This window comes from Novosphingobium sp. BL-S-32 (assembly GCF_056857055.1).
The window spans coordinates 1,389,826-1,406,890 of the sequence record NZ_CM166477.1 but is presented as its reverse complement, the minus strand read 5'-3'; the positions used below and the strand labels follow the sequence as shown (position 1 = coordinate 1,406,890).

7 protein-coding genes and 2 pseudogenes are annotated in these 17,065 nt (G+C 67.7%); 8 read left to right on the top strand and 1 reads right to left on the bottom strand.

Annotation, left to right across the window (positions count from 1 at the left end):
- Positions 1 to 60 precede the first annotated feature (60 nt).
- A complete protein-coding gene (locus tag AC1VVK_RS22735) occupies positions 61 to 1,446 on the bottom strand; it encodes an oligosaccharide flippase family protein (RefSeq protein ID WP_482905447.1) in 1,386 nt (461 codons plus the stop codon).
- Between the two features lie 234 nt (positions 1,447 to 1,680).
- Here AC1VVK_RS22735 and AC1VVK_RS22730 point away from each other — a divergent pair, with 234 nt between their 5' ends.
- From AC1VVK_RS22730 to AC1VVK_RS22695, 8 genes and pseudogenes are all read left to right on the top strand, one after another.
- Positions 1,681 to 2,580, top strand: a complete 900-nt coding sequence (locus AC1VVK_RS22730; RefSeq protein ID WP_482905446.1) for a 2OG-Fe(II) oxygenase — start codon at positions 1,681 to 1,683, stop codon at positions 2,578 to 2,580.
- Positions 2,577 to 3,764: a glycosyltransferase family 2 protein gene (locus tag AC1VVK_RS22725; RefSeq protein WP_482905445.1), complete on the top strand. Its 1,188-nt coding sequence runs from the start codon at positions 2,577 to 2,579 to the stop codon at positions 3,762 to 3,764. The genes AC1VVK_RS22730 and AC1VVK_RS22725 overlap by 4 nt, the downstream gene beginning before the upstream one ends.
- Entirely contained in the window at positions 3,761 to 4,672 is a 912-nt protein-coding gene (locus tag AC1VVK_RS22720) for a glycosyltransferase family 2 protein (protein ID WP_482905444.1), read from the top strand. The genes AC1VVK_RS22725 and AC1VVK_RS22720 overlap by 4 nt, the downstream gene beginning before the upstream one ends.
- A gap of 145 nt (positions 4,673 to 4,817) precedes the next feature.
- Positions 4,818 to 5,684, top strand: a pseudogene (locus AC1VVK_RS22715) (formyltransferase family protein); the annotation flags it as partial.
- Positions 5,685 to 5,717: 33 nt separating this feature from the next.
- A pseudogene (locus AC1VVK_RS22710) lies at positions 5,718 to 7,133 on the top strand (AMP-binding protein); the annotation flags it as partial.
- A gap of 24 nt (positions 7,134 to 7,157) precedes the next feature.
- A complete protein-coding gene (locus AC1VVK_RS22705; RefSeq protein ID WP_482906760.1) occupies positions 7,158 to 9,566 on the top strand; it encodes a MupA/Atu3671 family FMN-dependent luciferase-like monooxygenase in 2,409 nt (802 codons plus the stop codon).
- A gap of 3 nt (positions 9,567 to 9,569) precedes the next feature.
- A complete protein-coding gene (locus AC1VVK_RS22700) occupies positions 9,570 to 16,040 on the top strand; it encodes a beta-ketoacyl synthase N-terminal-like domain-containing protein (protein ID WP_482905443.1) in 6,471 nt (2,156 codons plus the stop codon).
- Positions 16,037 to 17,041, top strand: a complete 1,005-nt coding sequence (locus AC1VVK_RS22695) for a glycosyltransferase family 2 protein (RefSeq protein WP_482905442.1) — start codon at positions 16,037 to 16,039, stop codon at positions 17,039 to 17,041. The genes AC1VVK_RS22700 and AC1VVK_RS22695 overlap by 4 nt, the downstream gene beginning before the upstream one ends.
- Positions 17,042 to 17,065 lie beyond the last annotated feature (24 nt).

Below are 17,065 nucleotides of genomic sequence, written 5' to 3'. Positions count from 1 at the left end.
GGGCGACGGGCCTATTTGGTCAGAAATACGGAGAGAGGCTGGCCGTGGAACCGCCCGAATTCAGTGGAGCAGTGGCCCGATCACCAGATCGGCACCAAGACCGCAAGCCACACCCACCGGACCGGCTGCCAGATAGAACAGCTCCTGCCGCAGGTCGAGCAGGTCGAATTTCTGCATCCGCACCCATTTGACCAGCAGGGCGGGCAGTTCCATCACGCCCACCGCCACGATCAGGCCGAACTCGCCGTAAAAGACGAAGCCTGCAACGCCGGCGAACGCCAGCCAGACCAGCTTGGAAATACTGGCCTCCAGCGAGGCTCGCACGTGTCCGGCGGCCAGCAGCGCTTCGTTTCCAGCATTGGACGAAAGCGCCAGCAACGACGAGATCGATAGCACCTGGAGGTAGATCGCCGCTTCGGCATAACGGGCGCTGTAGAAGAGTTTGACGATGATCGGCGCCGCACCGATGATCCCGCCCGTCGCGAATGTGTAGAGCAGGGAGGGTATCTTGCGCCGTTCGTAGAACTTGGCCTTGAGATCCCCGTGCCCGTCGCGCCAGAGCTGGGCATAGGTGGGATAGAGCACGCGGCTGGCATATGTCATCGCGAAGGCCAGCGGCGCCGAGGCGAGATTCCCCGCCAGCACGTAAAGGCCGAAGTGGTTGAGCGACATGACCTTGGCGAGCACGAACTTGTCGCACTGCGAGATGACGAGGAAGATCAGGCTGGAGCCGGTGATATAGCGCGCGAAGGACCACAGTTCCTGCACGACATCCCGGTCCAGCCGGAACTTGCGGAATGAATCGTCGAACATGACGTAGCTGAGCACCAGCTTGAGCGCTCCGTTCGTCAGCATACCCGCCAGGATCGCCCAGTAGCTGCGCCAGAAATAGGCCAGGACCGCGCTCACCGCGATCTGTACGACAAGCACGACGATATCGATCGCCGAAAGGCGAAGCACCAGTCGTTGGCGCAAGGCGGTGAGCATGCTGCTCGACGAGAAACCGTCCAACACGAAGGTCAGGCTTGAAACCGCGATGATCAGCGCAAGCTCCGGCTTTTCCAGAAGCATGGCGATCGGACGCGCGCAGACGACCAGCACCAGCGCCAGAAACAGCGCACGGATCAGCGAGGCGGTCCACACCGTGTCGAGAAAGCGCGGATCGTCGCCATTCTTGTGGCGCACCACGAAGGGCTGGAAACCGAAGTCGGTGGACATCGTCGCGGCGAACTGGATCGAGGCGACGATGCCGGAGATGCCGAAGACTTCCGGCACCAGCAGGCGCGTCAGGATCATGCCGCTGACGGCTCTGAGCAGGTTGTTGAGGATGACGGTGACGACCACGACATTGGTGTCGCGAAGCGCCAGTCCCTTGATCCGGTCGATCAGGTTGCGGCTTGGCGCCGACCCGGGTTCCGCTGCCGGCGCGGCATTCGGAAAGAACATCAGATCGCGACCCGAATGGACTCTGGTGGCAAAGCCGTCCCCATCTGCACGCACAATCCTCCCTCAGGGTATCGCGGGAAATCTACCGTTCGGGCGCGGGCAGTGTCGATCATGAGAACTGCGAGGGGAGTTTCAGGTCTGCCGCCGCGCCCCCCGCGCGATCTATCCTGCTGGCCGGAACGTGGGCCCGCGAACGCGTTTTCGCGCGTGGTGCCAGCAAGAGGGCAGGCTGCGATGGCGTATCTGGAAATGACGGATCTGGGCGGTTATCAATGCTTCGATCATGAAGCCTGCAAGGCTGCCGGCGCCGACAAGGCGGCGGAATACCGCTTCAACGACCCGTTCCCGCATGTGGTGGTGGATGACTTCCTCGATCCCGGCCTGCTGCGCCGGGTGGCCGCCGAGTTCCCCGACAGTACCGGGCATGACTACTTCGACCGCTCGCAGGAACGGCTGAAGTTCCAGTTCCGTCCGGACCAGTGCGAAGGCCCGGCATCGCGGATCCTGTTCGCCGAACTCAACTCGCGCGCGTTCCTGACCTTCCTGACGCAGATGACCGGCATTCGCGGGCTGATCCCCGATCCCTACCATGCCGGTGCCGGGCTCCACGAAACGCGCCGCGGCGGGCACCTTGGCGTCCATGCCGACTTCCCGTTCCACGCGGGCATGAAAGTCGAGCGCCGGCTCAACCTGCTGATCTACCTCAACGAGGACTGGGCGCCCGAATATGGCGGCGCGCTGGAACTGTGGGATCGCGGCATGCAGCAGGCCCGCCACTCGGTGCTGCCCGAATTCGGACGGGCGGTGATCTTCAGCACTGACCGCGACACGTTCCACGGCCATCCCGAGCCGCTGACCTGCCCGGAAGGCCGCTCGCGCCGCTCGATCGCGACTTATTACTATACGGCGATGGGCGAAGACCCGCGCGGGATCGAACGCTCCACCGACTTTCGCGTGCGGCCCGGCACCGGCGACAAGACCGACTGGCGGATGCGCCTGCAAAACCTGAAGTCCGACTGGATGCCGCCGATCCTGCAACGCCGCCACCGTCAGCCGCTTGAGCCAGTGCCGATGCCGGTGCCGAACGAGGCCGAAGCGCCGGTTGGCCCCGCTGCTGCCAGCCCGGCGCGATGATATTCGTTCTGGCATGGTTGATTGCGCTTGGCACTGCGCTGCCCGTGCTGGTGCTTGCATTGGAATGCGCGGTGGGCGCCTGCCGCTCCGCGCGGCTGTCCGGGACCGGGAATGACAGCGCGCCCGCCTGCATCGTGCTGATGCCCGCGCATGACGAGGCGCAGGGGATCGCGCAGGTCGTTTCCGCCGTTCTCGCCCAGCTGCGTGCCTGCGACGAACTCGTGGTCATTGCCGACAACTGCACCGACGATACGGCCGCCATCGCCCGCGCGCTCGGCGCGACGGTGATCGAGCGGACCGACCCCGCACTGCGCGGCAAAGGCTATGCGCTGGAGCACGGCCGCGTCTTTATCGAGACGCAACGGACCACCGGCGAAGCAGGCATCGTCGTCATCAACGACGCAGACTGTCTGCCCCATCCGGGCGCGATCCCGGCGCTGGTGGCGGCTGCCGCTCGGCGCGGCGCGGTCGTGCAGGGCGCCTATCTGATGATCCCGCCGCCAACCGCCGATGCAGTGGTGCGCGTCTCGTGCTTCGCATTCCTCGTGAAGAACCTCGTCCGCCAACTCGCGCTCGATAGTCTGGCGGGCGCGGCCCTGCTGCAAGGATCGGGCATGGCCTTTCCGCGCCCCGTCTTCGCGCGGATCGGCTGGGCCGCTGCGTCGCTGGTCGAGGATCTCGACATGGGCGTCGAACTGCTGCTCGCCGGACAGTCCGTGGTGTTCGAGCCCGCCGCCCGGTTCGACAGCGGCGCGAGTTCCGCGCGCGGCACCGCCAGCCAGCGCCGCCGATGGGAACACGGCATGCTGGAGAGCGCACGCCAACTCGTGCCCCGGCTGCTTGCCGCCGGATGCGCCCGGCTGTTTCGCGGCGGCGCGAGCCTGATCGTTGTCGCTTTCGATCTGCTGGTGCCGCCCACCGTGCTGTTGATTGCCGTGCTCATGGCGGTTCTGGTGCTGCTCCTGCTGATGGTGGGGATCGGCCCGCCGACGCTGTTCCTGTTGGGGGCTGGCCTCGCACTGGCGCTGGCGCTCGGCGCGGCATGGTGGCGACATGGCCGCAGCGTGCTGCCGGTGTCGAGCATCGGCCAGATCCCCGGCTACATCCTGTGGAAGCTGCCGCTGCTGGCCCAGTTCGTCACCCGGCGTGAACGCAGCTGGATCCGCACGGAACGGGGGCCATGAACGAAGTCGCCTTCGTCATTATCGGCCGCAACGAGGGGCAGCGCCTGTCCCTCGCAATCGACAGCGTGCTGCGCCAGACGCCGCGTGCCGTCTATGTCGATTCGGGATCGAGCGACGGCAGCGTCGCGCTGGCAGAACGGCGCGGACTGCCGGTGGTGGAGCTTGACCCGCGCTTCCCTTTCACCCCGGCCCGCGCGCGCAACGCCGGTCTTGCCTGGCTGGTGCGCGACGATCCGGGGCTGGCCTTCGTCCACTTCATCGACGGCGATTGCGAACTCGTGCCGGGCTGGCTCGACCACGCGCTGAGCGCCTTGCGCGCGGATGGAGAACTTGCCGCCGCCTGCGGTCGCCGCCGGGAGCGCGATCCCCACGCCAGTCCCTACAACCGCCTCCGCGACTTTGAATGGGACAGTTCCGGAAACGCGGCCCGCGCCTGCGGTGGTGACATGCTGTTCCGTGTCGCGCCGTTCCGCTCGGTCGGCGGCTTTCGCGAGGACCTGATCGCGGGCGAGGAGCCGGACTTGTGCTGCCGCATCCGCCGCTGCGGCTGGTCGATCCGGCAGCTCGATATGGACGCGACGATCCACGATGCGGCGATGACGCGCTTTTCGCAGTGGTGGCAGCACAACCGCCGCACCGGCTACGCGCTGGCCGAGGGTCTGGCGCTGCGCGGTACTTTCGATCCGGCCTTGCGGCGGCGGGTGATGCGCAATGTGATCTGGGCCATGCCGCCGATGTGGCTGTTCTGGCCGGTGCTCTGGACGCGCGTCTGCCTGCGGGGCGGCCCCCTGCTGGCCAGCTTCACTACACTGGGCAAGCTGCCGCATTTTCAAGGACAGCTGGACTATTGGCGCCGCCGTCGCAAGCCGCGCTTTGCCGAAACGGGCCCGCTCATCGAATACAAATAAGTACTGCCGCCGAATTTCGTGCGCGCTCAATTCCGAATATCTGGGCCATCCTGAATTTCTGGCACCATGAATTTCTGGACCGTGTTGATGAAATGGTGGTCCGCGGGCCAGTCCGATAGGCTTCGTCGGGTAAGGAGATAAGTCCATGGGTGGGACGACTGATCCGAATACCGATCCGTTTGTCGAACTTGCAGGTCTGGACTTTGACGGGAAACGGGGGGGCGCTGCCCGCACAATTCTTGTCGGTAACGAGACGCTTCTGGCCCAGTGCGGCGAGCTGTTGCGGGAGCGCGGCCACCAGATCGTAGCCGTTGTCGCGACGCCGCTGTCGCCGGCGGCGGACTGGGCGCGGCGCGCCGGACTGCCGCTGTTCGGCCGTCAGCAGGACCTGCTCAGCGCCGGGATCGGACCGATCGACTGGCTGTTCAGCATTTCCAACCTCTCGGTGCTGTCGGAAGACGTGCTGGGGCTGGCTTCGCGCGGAGCGGTCAATTTCCACGACGGCCCACTGCCTGCCCGCGCCGGGCTCAACACGCCGGTCTGGGCACTGCTCGACGATGCAGGCGAGCACGGCGTCACCTGGCACCTGATGACCCGCGAGATCGACCGGGGCGCCGTTCTGGCCGCCGAAACGTTCGAGATCGCCCCGGGCGAGACCGCGCTTTCGCTCAACACCCGCTGCTTCGAGGCGGGCCTCCGCTGCTTCGAGACGATGGTGGCGGACCTTGACCGCGCCGTCGCTTCGGCCGTGCCGCAAACACAGGCGCCGCTGCGCATGTTCGGCCGCGCGGACCGTCCCGCCGCTGCCGCCACCATCGATTGGAGCCGACCCGCGGCCGAGATCGCAAGGCTGGTCGGCGCGCTCGATTACGGTGCCTACGCCAATCCGATGGGCACTCCGAAGGCGCTGCTGGGCGAGCACTTGTTCCTTGTCCGCCAGATCACCGTGCTCGACGACTGGTCGGGCGCAGAGCCCGGCACCGTCCTGCATTGGGGCGCATCGCCGGTTGTCGCCACGGCTGACCGGGACATCCGGATCGAACGCATGGCCACGCTCGACGGCGAGCCGCTGGAGAGCCTCGATGCTGGACATACGACGGTGTTCGCCACGCTTTCGGCGGAGCGGCGCGCCAGTCTGGAAATGCTCGACGCGGCCGCAGGCCGGTTCGAGGCATGGTGGCGCCGCCGTCTCCAGCTGCGCGAAAGCCTGCAATTGCCGAGCTTCCGCCCCCCTTCGGAGGAAGGTGGCCCGGTCTGGACCGTGATCGACCGATCGCTCGCACCGGGCTGCGGCGGCATGGCGACGATGGCCCTGATGGTGGCGTGCCTCGCCCGCATGGCCGACCGCGACAGTGTCGAGATCGGCTATGGCGACGAAGTCGGCCGGTCGCGGCTTGAAGACGTGGCGGCGTGGTTCGCCAATGAAGCCCCGCTCAAGGTCGCGGTCGATTTCACCGCCCCGGTCGCTGTTCTGACCGAAAGGCTCCAGCGCGAAATCGCCGACTTGCATCGTCACGTCGCAATATCCCGCGATCTTGTCGCGCGCAGTCCGGAACTGCGCGGAGGCAGTGGCTTCGCGCATCCTGTCAGCGTGCAATTGGTCGACCGGCTTGAGAACGCCCGCCCGCGGAAAGGCTCCGTGCTCAGCCTGGCCATCTGCGCGCCGGAGGGGACGTGGCGCTGGACGTTCGACGCCACCCGCTTCCTGCCCGACGAGGCAGACGACCTCTGGAACGCGTTCGAGGCCATGCAGGCCGCCGCCGAAGCCGCGCCCGAACTGGCCGTCGGCAAGTTGCCGCTGATGACTGCGGCCGAACGCAGCCGCGTGTTGCAGGACTGGAACGCGACCGAAACCGCGCTGCCGCTGGGTGAGACGTGGCACCAGCGCTTTGTTGAGCAAGCGGCCCTCACGCCGGATCGCCTCGCGGTGACCTCCTGCGGAACTTCGCTCACGTATGGCGAGCTTGATGCGCTTTCCAACCGGATCGCCCATGGCCTTGCCATGCGCGGCGTCGGGCCCGAGGTGCTGGTCGGCCTGCACCTGTCGCGCTCCGTCGAAATGCTCGCCTGCCTGATCGCGGTGCACAAGGCGGGCGGTGCCTATGTCCCCCTCGACCCCTCGTACCCACGCGACCGACTCGCCCACATGGTGGCGGATTCGGGCATGCGCCTGATCCTCAGCGAGGCCGGGCTGGCGGGAGACCTATCGCCCGGCCACGCGCAAGTACTGCTTCTCGAAGACCTGCGCCCGGCGCTGGCCACGCTTTCGTCCGACCCGATCGAGGGCGGCGAAACCGGCGGCAATCTCGCCTATATGATCTACACTTCGGGTTCGACCGGGCTGCCCAAGGGCGTCATGGTCGAGCACCGCAACCTGCTCAATTTCTTCGCGGGCATGGACGCCAAGCTGGAGCCCGAGGGCACCTGGCTCGCCGTCACCAGCCTCAGCTTCGACATCTCGGTGTTGGAACTGCTCTGGCCGCTGATGCACGGCTACCACGTCGTCATCGCCAATGAGCGCGAAGTGCGCGGCGATGTGCGCAGCGGTGGCCATGGCAGCGTTCAGACCTCCGTGCCGACGCGGCCCGTAGGCTTCAGCCTGTTCTACTTCGCCAGCTCAAGGGCAGGCGATGCGGCCGAACAATATCGCCTGCTGCTGGAAGGCGCGCGGTTCGCCGATACCCACGGGTTCGAAGCAGTCTGGACACCCGAGCGCCACTTCCACGCCTTCGGCGGGCCCTATCCGAACCCCTCGGTCGCCGCTGCCGCCATCGCCGCGAGCACCACGCGCGTACAGATCCGCGCGGGCAGCGTGGTGGGCACCTTGCACCACCCGCTGCGCATCGCCGAGGAGTGGGCGCTGGTCGATAACATCTCCGGCGGGCGCGTGGGCATTGCCTTCGCCTCCGGATGGCAGCCGGACGACTTCGTGTTCAACCCCGCCGCTTTCGCCGACAAGGCCGGCACGCTGCGCCGCTGCATGGACGATGTGCGCGGGCTCTGGCGCGGCGAGGCGCGGTCCTATCCGGGGCCGCTGGGCCACGACGTGGAGATCCGCACCTATCCGCGTCCGCTTCAGCCCGAACTGCCGTGCTGGATCACCTCGGCGGGCAATGTGGACACGTTTATCCAGGCGGGCCGGGTTGGCGCCAATGTGCTGACGCACTTGCTCGGCCAGTCGATCGAGGACGTGGCTGTCAAGCTCGCCGCCTACCGCGAGGCGTGGCGCGAGGCCGGTCATCCGGGCGAGGGCCGCACCACGCTGATGCTCCACACCTTCCTTGGGGAGGACGAGGCTTCGGTCCGCGCCATCGTGCGTGAGCCGCTGCTGGACTATCTGCGCACCGCGACCAATCTGCTGCACCAGTACGCATGGTCGTTCCCCGCCTTCCGCCGCCCGAACGGCGAGGTGGAGCAAGTCAGCCTCGACGGCCTCACCGCCGAGGAAACCGACGCGCTGCTGGAACACGCGTTCGAGCGCTATTTCGAGACCAGCGGCCTGTTCGGCACGCCCGAGGACAACCTCGACCTGATCGCACGGCTTTCCGAGATCGGTGTCGACGAAGTGGGCTGCCTGATCGACTTCGGCGTCGATACGGAAACGGTGATCCGTCACCTGCCGACGCTCGACCGCCTGCGCGACCGCGTCCAGAACCCGGCGCCCGCTCCGGCATTCGAGGCTGATAGCCCGCTCCACGAATTGATGGCGCGGCACGGGGTCACGCATCTGCAATGCACGCCCTCGCTGCTTCAGGTGCTCGCAGGCGATCCGGAGGCACGGCCTCGCCTTGCTGCGCTGCGCCGCCTGATGGTGGGCGGCGAGGCATTCCCGCCGCAACTGGCGCAGGACATGGCCGCGCTCGTCCACGGCAAAGTCATGAACATGTACGGACCTACCGAGACCACCGTATGGTCCGCCGTCCACGTACTCGAACCCGGCGAAGTGGCGCCGCCGCTTGGCCGTCCGCTCGCCAATCAGCAGGTCTATATCCTCGACCGCAGGCTGGAACCCGTGCGGCCGGGAAGCCCCGGCGAACTGGTCATCGGCGGCGCGGGTGTGGTGCGGGGCTATCATGCCCGCCCGGATCTGACCGCCGAGCGCTTCGTCGCGCACCCCTTCCTCGCGGGTGAGCGGGCCTACCGCACCGGAGACCTTGCCCGCCAGCGCGCGGATGGGACGCTCGAATTCCTCGGCCGCCTCGATCATCAGGTTAAGATCCGTGGTTACCGCATCGAACTCGGCGAAATCGAATCCGCGCTGACCGCACATCCCAACGTGGCCGAGGCCGTGGTGGTTGCCCTGCGCGAAGGTGCGACGACACGCCTTGTCGGCTACGTCTCGCCGCGCGGTGTTCCGGTTCAGATCGACGCGCTGCGTGAGCATCTGCGTATCGGGCTGCCCGAGTTCATGGTGCCCGGCACTCTGGTCGTGCTCGATGCGCTGCCGCGCACGCCCAACGGCAAGATCGACCGTAAGGCGCTGCCCGACCCGGGAACGGTCACGGCCGCCGCTGCCACCGAACACGCCGAAACGGCGGAAACCGCCCCGGCCAACGAGATCGAAGCGCAGATCAAGGCGATCTGGTGCGATCTGCTCAAGATCCCGCATGTCGGGCGGGGCGAGAACTTCTTCGATATCGGCGGCCATTCGCTGCTCGCCATCCAGGCGCATCGCCGCCTTGCCGCCATCGCGCCGCGTCCGCTCGCGCTGACCGACGTGTTCCGCTTCCCGACCATCGCCGCACTCGGCGCCCATCTGACGGCGGACGAGAGCGACGCACCGGCCATGCGCGAAGTCAACGAACGCGCACTGGCCCGCCGGAACGCCTTCATGCGGCGCGGCGCGGCGCGCGCGGGGACGCGGGTCGGTTCGCCAATTGGTTCGGGGGTCTGAATCATGCACCAGTCGTTCGGTTCATTCGAGGAAGGCGGCATGGAGACTACCGCGCCCTCGATCGCCATCGTCGGCATGTCCTGCCGCTTTGCCGGGGCACGCAGCCCTGAAGAGTTCTGGTCGCTGCTGCGCGAAGGGCGCGAGGGGATCGAGACTTTCGGAGAGGCGGAACTGCTCGCTGCCGGAGTGCCCGCCGCCTTGCTCCGCAACCCAAACTACGTGCGCCGGGGTGCGCCGCTGGCCGACATGGAATGCTTCGACGCGGCGCTGTTCGGCCTCAGCCAGCGCGATGCGGCGATCATGGACCCGCAGCACCGCCATTTCCTGGAATGTGCGTGGGAAGCGCTGGAAGATGCCGGGCACACGCCCAAGGGCTTCGCGGAAGCGGGCGGGAGTGGTGGTGGCGGCGGCGTGATCGGCGTCTTCGCGGGCTCGGGCCACAATGCCTACATGCCCTATAACCTGCTCACCAACGGCAAACTGGTGAACGATGTGGGCTTGTTCCTGCTGCGCCACACCAGCAACGACAAGGACTTCCTGACCACGCGGGTATCCTACCTGTTCGACCTCAAGGGGCCGAGCATCAATGTCCAGACCGCCTGCTCGACCTCGCTGGTGTCGATCCACATGGCGATGCAGAGCCTGCTTTCGGGCGAGTGCGACATGGCGCTCGCGGGAGGCACGTCCATCGAACTGCCGCACCGGCAGGGCTACCTCTATGAAGAGGGCGAGATCCTCTCGCCCGACGGGCTCTGCCGCCCGTTCGACGCGGCCTCCAAGGGAACCGTCTTCGGCAGCGGCGTGGCCGTGCTGGCGCTGCGCCGGCTTGAGGACGCCATCGAAAGCGGCGACCACATCCATGCCGTGCTGCGCGGCTCCGCGATCAACAACGACGGCGCCGGCAAGGTCGGCTATCTCGCCCCCAGCGTGGACGGGCAGGCCGCCGTCATTGCCGAAGCTCTGGCGGTGTCCGATGTCGACCCGGCCGAGATCGATTATGTCGAGGCGCACGGCACCGGCACGCCCATCGGCGATCCCATCGAAGTGGCCGCGCTGACGCAAGTCTACGGCGGTTTCTCCGGCGCCGAGAAGCCCTGCGCGCTCGGTTCGGTCAAGGCCAATATCGGACATACAGACACCGCCGCCGGTGCCGCCGGCGTCATCAAGGTCGCCCTCGCCATGCGTCATGGCGAGATCCCTCCCGTTCCCAACTTCACGACCTCCAATCCAGATTGCGCGCTCGATGCCGGCCCCTTTTACATACCGGCATCAAGCGCGCCCTGGCCCCGGCGTGCTCATCGCCCCCGACGCGCCGGGGTCAGTTCGCTTGGCGTGGGCGGCACCAACGCCCACGTCATCATGGAGGAAGCGCCGCTGCGCGCTCCGGGCAGCGCCAGCCGCCGCCGTCAGCTCCTGCTCGGTTCGGGACAGACGGCGGAGGCGGCGAGCGCCAACCTGAAGGCACTGGCCGCCCACTTTGCCGCGAACCGCGAAGGCTCGCTGGCCGATGCGGCCTTCACGCTGGTGACGGGCCGCCGCCATTTGCCGATCCGCCGCTTTGCCGTGGCGGGAACGGCGGACGAAGCATTCGTCGCGCTTGAGGCTGCGGCTGCGGATCCTTCCGCGCGGCCGCCCTGCATTCCGGGCCGCCCAGTCGCTTTCCTATTCTGCGGCGGCGGTCCGCAGCATGTCGACATGGCGCGCGACCTCTACGAGACCGAGCCCACGTTCCGCGTCGAAATCGATCGCGGCATAGCATTGGCGAACCGGATCGGCGTGCCCGAACTGCGCCGCTGGCTGTTCCCGATGGAGGCAGACCGTGCCCGCGCCGCCGAGGAAATGGAGCGCCCCTCCAACGCCTTGCCCGCGCTCTTCATCGTCCAGACCGCACTGGCGCGGCTGTGGATGTCGTTCGGCATAGAGCCCGCCGCCATGATCGGGCACAGCTGCGGCGAATATGCGGCGGCGCATGTTTCCGGCGTCGTAGACCTCGAAACCGGCCTGCGCATCGTCCACGCGCGCGGCCGCCTGTTCGAGACCACGGGCGAGGGCGCCATGCTCGGCGTGCCGCTGTCCGAGGCCGAACTCGCGGCGATGCTGCCCGCCGACCTTTCCATCGCGACGATCAACACGCCGCGCCTCTGCGTCGTCTCCGGCGCGGCGGACGCTATCGCCCGCTTCCACCAGACGTTGGAGGCGCGCGAGATCGAATCGCAGCCTATTCCGATCACGGTCGCCGCGCATTCGCCGATGCTCGACCCGATCCTGCCCGAGTTCCGCGCGCTGCTGCGGACGATGAACTTGCGGGCGCCGACGATCCCCTTCGCCTCGAACCTTACCGGAGACTGGGTGCGCCCGCAGGACGCGACCGATCCCGAGTACTGGGTCCGCCACTTGCGCGAACCGGTGCGCTTCACCGATGGCCTCCAGCGCCTGCTCGACGATCCCGAGCGCGTGCTGCTGGAAGTCGGCCCCGGTCGCACAATGGGCAGCCTTGCGCGGCATCATCCCGCCCGGCCCGCCACGCAGCCGGTCATCAGTTCGATGCGCCACCCCGATCAGCCGCTGGCCGACGATGCTTGTCTCATGCAGGTGCTGGGCGAACTGTGGGCGGCGGGCGTCGATATCGACTGGCAGGCCTGGTGGGGCGGCGAACGCCGCTTGCGCGTCCCGCTGCCAACCTACCGTTTCGACCGCCAGCGCCACTGGATCGAACCCGGCGCCAGCCTAGCACTTGGCGGGTACAGCCATGCCGACGATGTGCGGCTCGATCTGGCCGACTGGGCCAACGAACCGGTCTGGATCCACTGCGACCTGCCCGACAGCGAACCGCTTGAGGGCCCCGCGCTCGTGCTCTGCGACGAGGCGGGTTTCGGTGAGCGCCTCGCCGCCCGGCTGCGCGCGCGTGAGGTTCCGGTCGTGACCGTCCGCGCCGGAAAGCGCTGCCTGGAGACGGCGGAAGGCTCGTACATCGTGCGCGCCGGCGAGCGAAACGACTGGGGCTGGCTGCTCGGCCGCCTAGCTGATGCGGAACTGCTGCCCCGGCAGGTCTATCACTGCTGGCAGGTCACCGCGCCGGGCAGCGGCCGTTCGGGCAGGGAGCGCGATGCGCTGCTCGCTCGCGGACTGCACAGCCTTGTCGCCCTGGCGCCCGAACTGGCCGACGCCTGCGACGGTACCGACGTGGCACTCGCGGTCGTCACCAGTCAGGCGCAATGCGTCGGCGGCGACAGCGCCGTCATGCCGATCAAGGCAACGATGATCGGCGCTGCGCGCACGGTCGCGGCCGAATATCCCGGCCTGCGCACGCGCGCCATCGACATCGACTATTCTCCCGTCGCTCACCCGCAAGCGATCGCCGGGCTGACCGACTGGGTAATCGCCGGACTGGGCGAGACCGATGCCCGCGAACTGTCGGTGCGCGCGGGCGAGGGCTGGGTGCTCGATCACCGCATGGCCGCCAGCGCGCCTATGGCCGAGGGCCACAGCCTGTTCCGGCAGGGTGGCACTTACGTCGTTACCGGCGGTCTTGGCGGGATCGGCCTCACCATCGCACGCCATCTGGCGAGCCGGTTCGGCGCGCGGATCGTGCTCGTCGGCCGCACCGCGCTGCCGCCGCGCGCGCGCTGGGCCGAACTTCTCGCCCGGGGCGACCTGCCGCTGGCGACCGAGGAAAGAGTGCGCAAGCTGCTGGCTCTCGAAGCGGCGGGCGCGCAAGTGGAATCGGTCGTTGCCGACGTTGCCGATGCCCGCGCGCTGCGCCGGGGCCTGCGGCGCGCAGTTGCCCGGTTCGGGCCGATCATCGGCGTGTTCCATGCTGCCGGTACACTCGACGACGGTCTGATCGAAACCCGCACACGCAGCGCGGTCGAAGCGGTGCTGCGGCCCAAGATCGATGGCACGCTGGCGCTGGAAGAGGCACTGGACGGCCACGCGCCCGAATTCCTCGTGCTGTTCTCCTCGATCAGCGCCTTTGCGGGCATTCCGGGGCAGATCGACTATGCCGCCGCCAATGCCTTCCTAGATGCCTATGCCCAGTCGCGCCGCCACGATCCGGTTACCCGGGTGTGCTCGGTGGGCTGGAGCCAATGGGCCGAAGTGGGCATGGCCGCCGCGCTCAACCGGCCAGAGGGCGCCGCAAGCGAGCTTCCGGCCGATCTCGGCGAAGGCAAGCCCGTCGCGCATCCGTTCCTCGAACGGATCCATGCAATCTCAAGTCAGGAATTCGTCGTCACCGGCACGTTGTCCCCCCAACGGCACTGGCTGCTCGCAGAGCATCGGGTCGTAAATGCCGGTGCGCTGTTGCCCGGGACCGGCTTCCTTGAGCTGGCCCGGGCAGCGGTTGCACTCGTGAAGCCGGGGCCGCTGGAATTCTCGGACTTCTCGTTCCTGCGACCGTTTGCGGTGCCCGACGACGGCGCGCGTGAGCTGTGCATCCACGCCCGCCGCCGTACCGAGGGCGGATGGCGCATCTCGGTGCTCGGCCGTCCCGAAGGCGCGGGCGGCAAGGACTGGGTCGAACACGCGCGCGGACTGGTGCGCTGCCATGGCACGACGCCGCTCAATCCGGCGCTCGATCTCGACGCCATTGCCGAGCGCTGCCGTGCGGGCATCGGCGGCGGGGCCGACCAGCCCAAGCTTCAGGTCGGCCCGCGTTGGAACAACCTCACGCGGACGCTGGTGGGCAAGGGCGAGGCGCTGCTGCGGCTCGAATTGCCGGAAGAATTTCGCGGCGACCTTGCTGAAGTGTTGCTCCATCCCGCGCTGCTCGATTTTGCCACCGCCGGGGCGCAGACGCTGATCCCGGGGCGTGATGCCGAGCGCGATTTCTACGCCCCGTTCACCTATCGCCGCTTCTTGCTCCACGCCCCGCTTCCGGCTGAGATCGTCAGCCATGTGCGCTTGCGCCCGGGCGGCGAGGATGCCGGGCAAACGGCGGTCTTCAACGTGACGATCACTGATCCCGACGGCCTCGTGCTGGCGGAGGCGAGCGAGTTCACGATGATGCGGGTCATCGATACCGGCCTGCTCTCTCGCGGGAGCGAATCCGGCGCCGCGCCCGTCTCGCTCGCTCCGGTTCCCGGCGCGCAGGAGGGCGAGGCTATTCTGCCCGAAGAAGGCGTCCGGATCGTCGAGCGCCTGCTGGCAGGCAAGGCCCGGCCGCACACGGTGATTTCGCCCTATCCGCTGGCAGGCGTGCTCGGCCGCCTGCGCAAGCCGCCGCGCCGGGCCCCGGCCGCCAGCGAGGGCGATCCCGCCGACTTGCCCGCGACCGAGGCCGAGAAGGTCATTGCCGACTTGTGGTGCGATCTGCTCGGCATGGAGGCGGTGGGCCGGAACGACAATTTCTTCGACCTTGGCGGCCATTCGCTGCTCGCGGTCCAGTTCACCAATCGCCTGCGCCGCAAGACCGGACAGACGCTGCCGCTGGCGGCCATGCTCGGTCAGCCCACCGTGGCGAACCTTGCCGCGATCATCGATCCCGACAGCCGCGCGCTGGGCGGCGGAACGGGCGCGGCGGCTGTGGGAACCGTCGAAGCGGGCGTCATCACTATTCGCAAGGGTGGATCGGGCCTGCCGCTGTTCCTCATCCACGACGGACTTGGCGAGACGCTGCTCTATCGCGGCCTTGCCCTGCGACTGGATTCGGCGCGGCCGATCCTCGGGCTCGAACCGCTACGCAATGCGGACGGCAGCTATGCCCATACCCGGATCGACGAGATGGCCGCCTATTACCTCGGCCTCATCCGGCAGGCTCGGCCGACCGGCCCATATCTGCTGGCAGGGCTCTGCGCCGGGGGTGTGATAGCCTTCGAGATCGGCCGCCAGCTTCAGGACCTTGGCGAGCAGGTGGCCTTCGTGGGCATTATCGACGCCGCCGATGTCGAGGCCCGCAGGCGGCGGTTTCTCAACACCCGGTTCAGGCTGGCGCGCATGCGCGGGCTGATCGGCGAAGTCGGCGCCGCGCATGTCCTGCCCGAACTGGGCCGCCGCGCCTGGAACGCCGCCCGCTGGGAAGTGGGCTCACGCGTCAGCCGGATCCGCGACCGCCGCACCGTCCAGTCCCTGCGTGCCGGAGGCGTGCTCACGGCCGCCGAAAGCACGCCGGCCCGGGCTATGTCGTTCCTCAAGCTCTATGAAGTGGCGCACAAGGAGCATCAGCCGCGCGGCATTTTCGAAGGCGGCATGGTGGCGCTGTTCAAGGCCAGCGACGTCACCAATCTGCCGGACGATATGCCGTACCGCCTGACCTACCGCGACTATGCGCTGGGCTGGGGCAAGCGCGTGCGCGAGGAGATCATGATCGTCGACGTGCCCGGCGGACACGGCAGCAGCTTGCAGGAACCGAATATCGAGACGCTGGCTCCGTTGTTTCAGGAAGCGCTCGATAATGCGCTGATGGACCTGGCCCCGTCCTACGCCTCCGAGGCGCTGGAAGGGCCCGTCGAATTGCTGGGAGTAGCCGCGGAATGACGCCTTCCAACGCCGCCAATACGGTGCCTTCGCTCGACGTTATCATCGTCAACTACCGCACCGGACCGCTCGTGGTCTCCTGTCTGGAGAGCCTGCTGGCCGAGCGCGGCCCCGATATCGCGCTGCGGGTCTTCGTGATCGACAATGCCTCGCCCGATGGCTCGGCCGCCGTGATCGAAGCGGCAGTCGCGCGCGAAAAGTGGGACTGGGTGACCGTGATCCGCTCTCCGGTGAACGGCGGGTTCGGCGCGGGCAACAATATCGGTTTCGAGGCGATCCTGTCGGGCCGAGATCCCGCGCAGACGGTGTGGCTGGTCAACCCCGATACCCGCGTCATGCCCGGCGCGGCGCGGGCGCTGGTGGAGTTCATGGCCGCCGTTCCCGCCGCGGGCGTGGTCGGCACGGCACTACTCGAAGGCGACGGCGCATTGTGGCCCTATGCTTTCCGCTTTCCGACCATTCTGGGTGAGCTGGAGCGGGGACTGCGCTGGGGACCGGCCTCCAGGTTGCTGTCGCGCCACGCCATCGGCCGCCGGATGGGGCCGCGCCCGGAACCCGTCGACTGGGTCAGCGGCGCCAGCTTCGCGATCCGCCGCAAGGTGCTGGAGGAAGGGCTCCGCTTCGATGAGGGCTTTTTCCTCTTCTACGAGGAAACCGACTTTTGCCGCATGATCCGGGCTGAAGGCTGGCAGACGTGGTACCTGCCGCAGGCCGTGGTGCTGCACATCGCGGGACAGAGCATCGGGGTCCATGCCAAGGATGCAAAGCTGCCGCGCATGCCCGGCTACTGGTTCGATTCCCGCCAGCGCTACTTCGTCAAGAACCACGGCCGCGCCTATGCTATGCTGGCCGACATGGCATGGATGGGCGGGCATATCCTGTTCCTTGCCAAGCAGTTGTTGCGCCGGGAAGACACGCCGGATCCGCCGCGCCTGCTGAGCGATTTCGCGCGGCGCTCCGCACTGGCGCCGCGCCGCAGCCAAAGCCTGGAAAGTGCGTAACCACGCACTACTGGCGCTGAACCG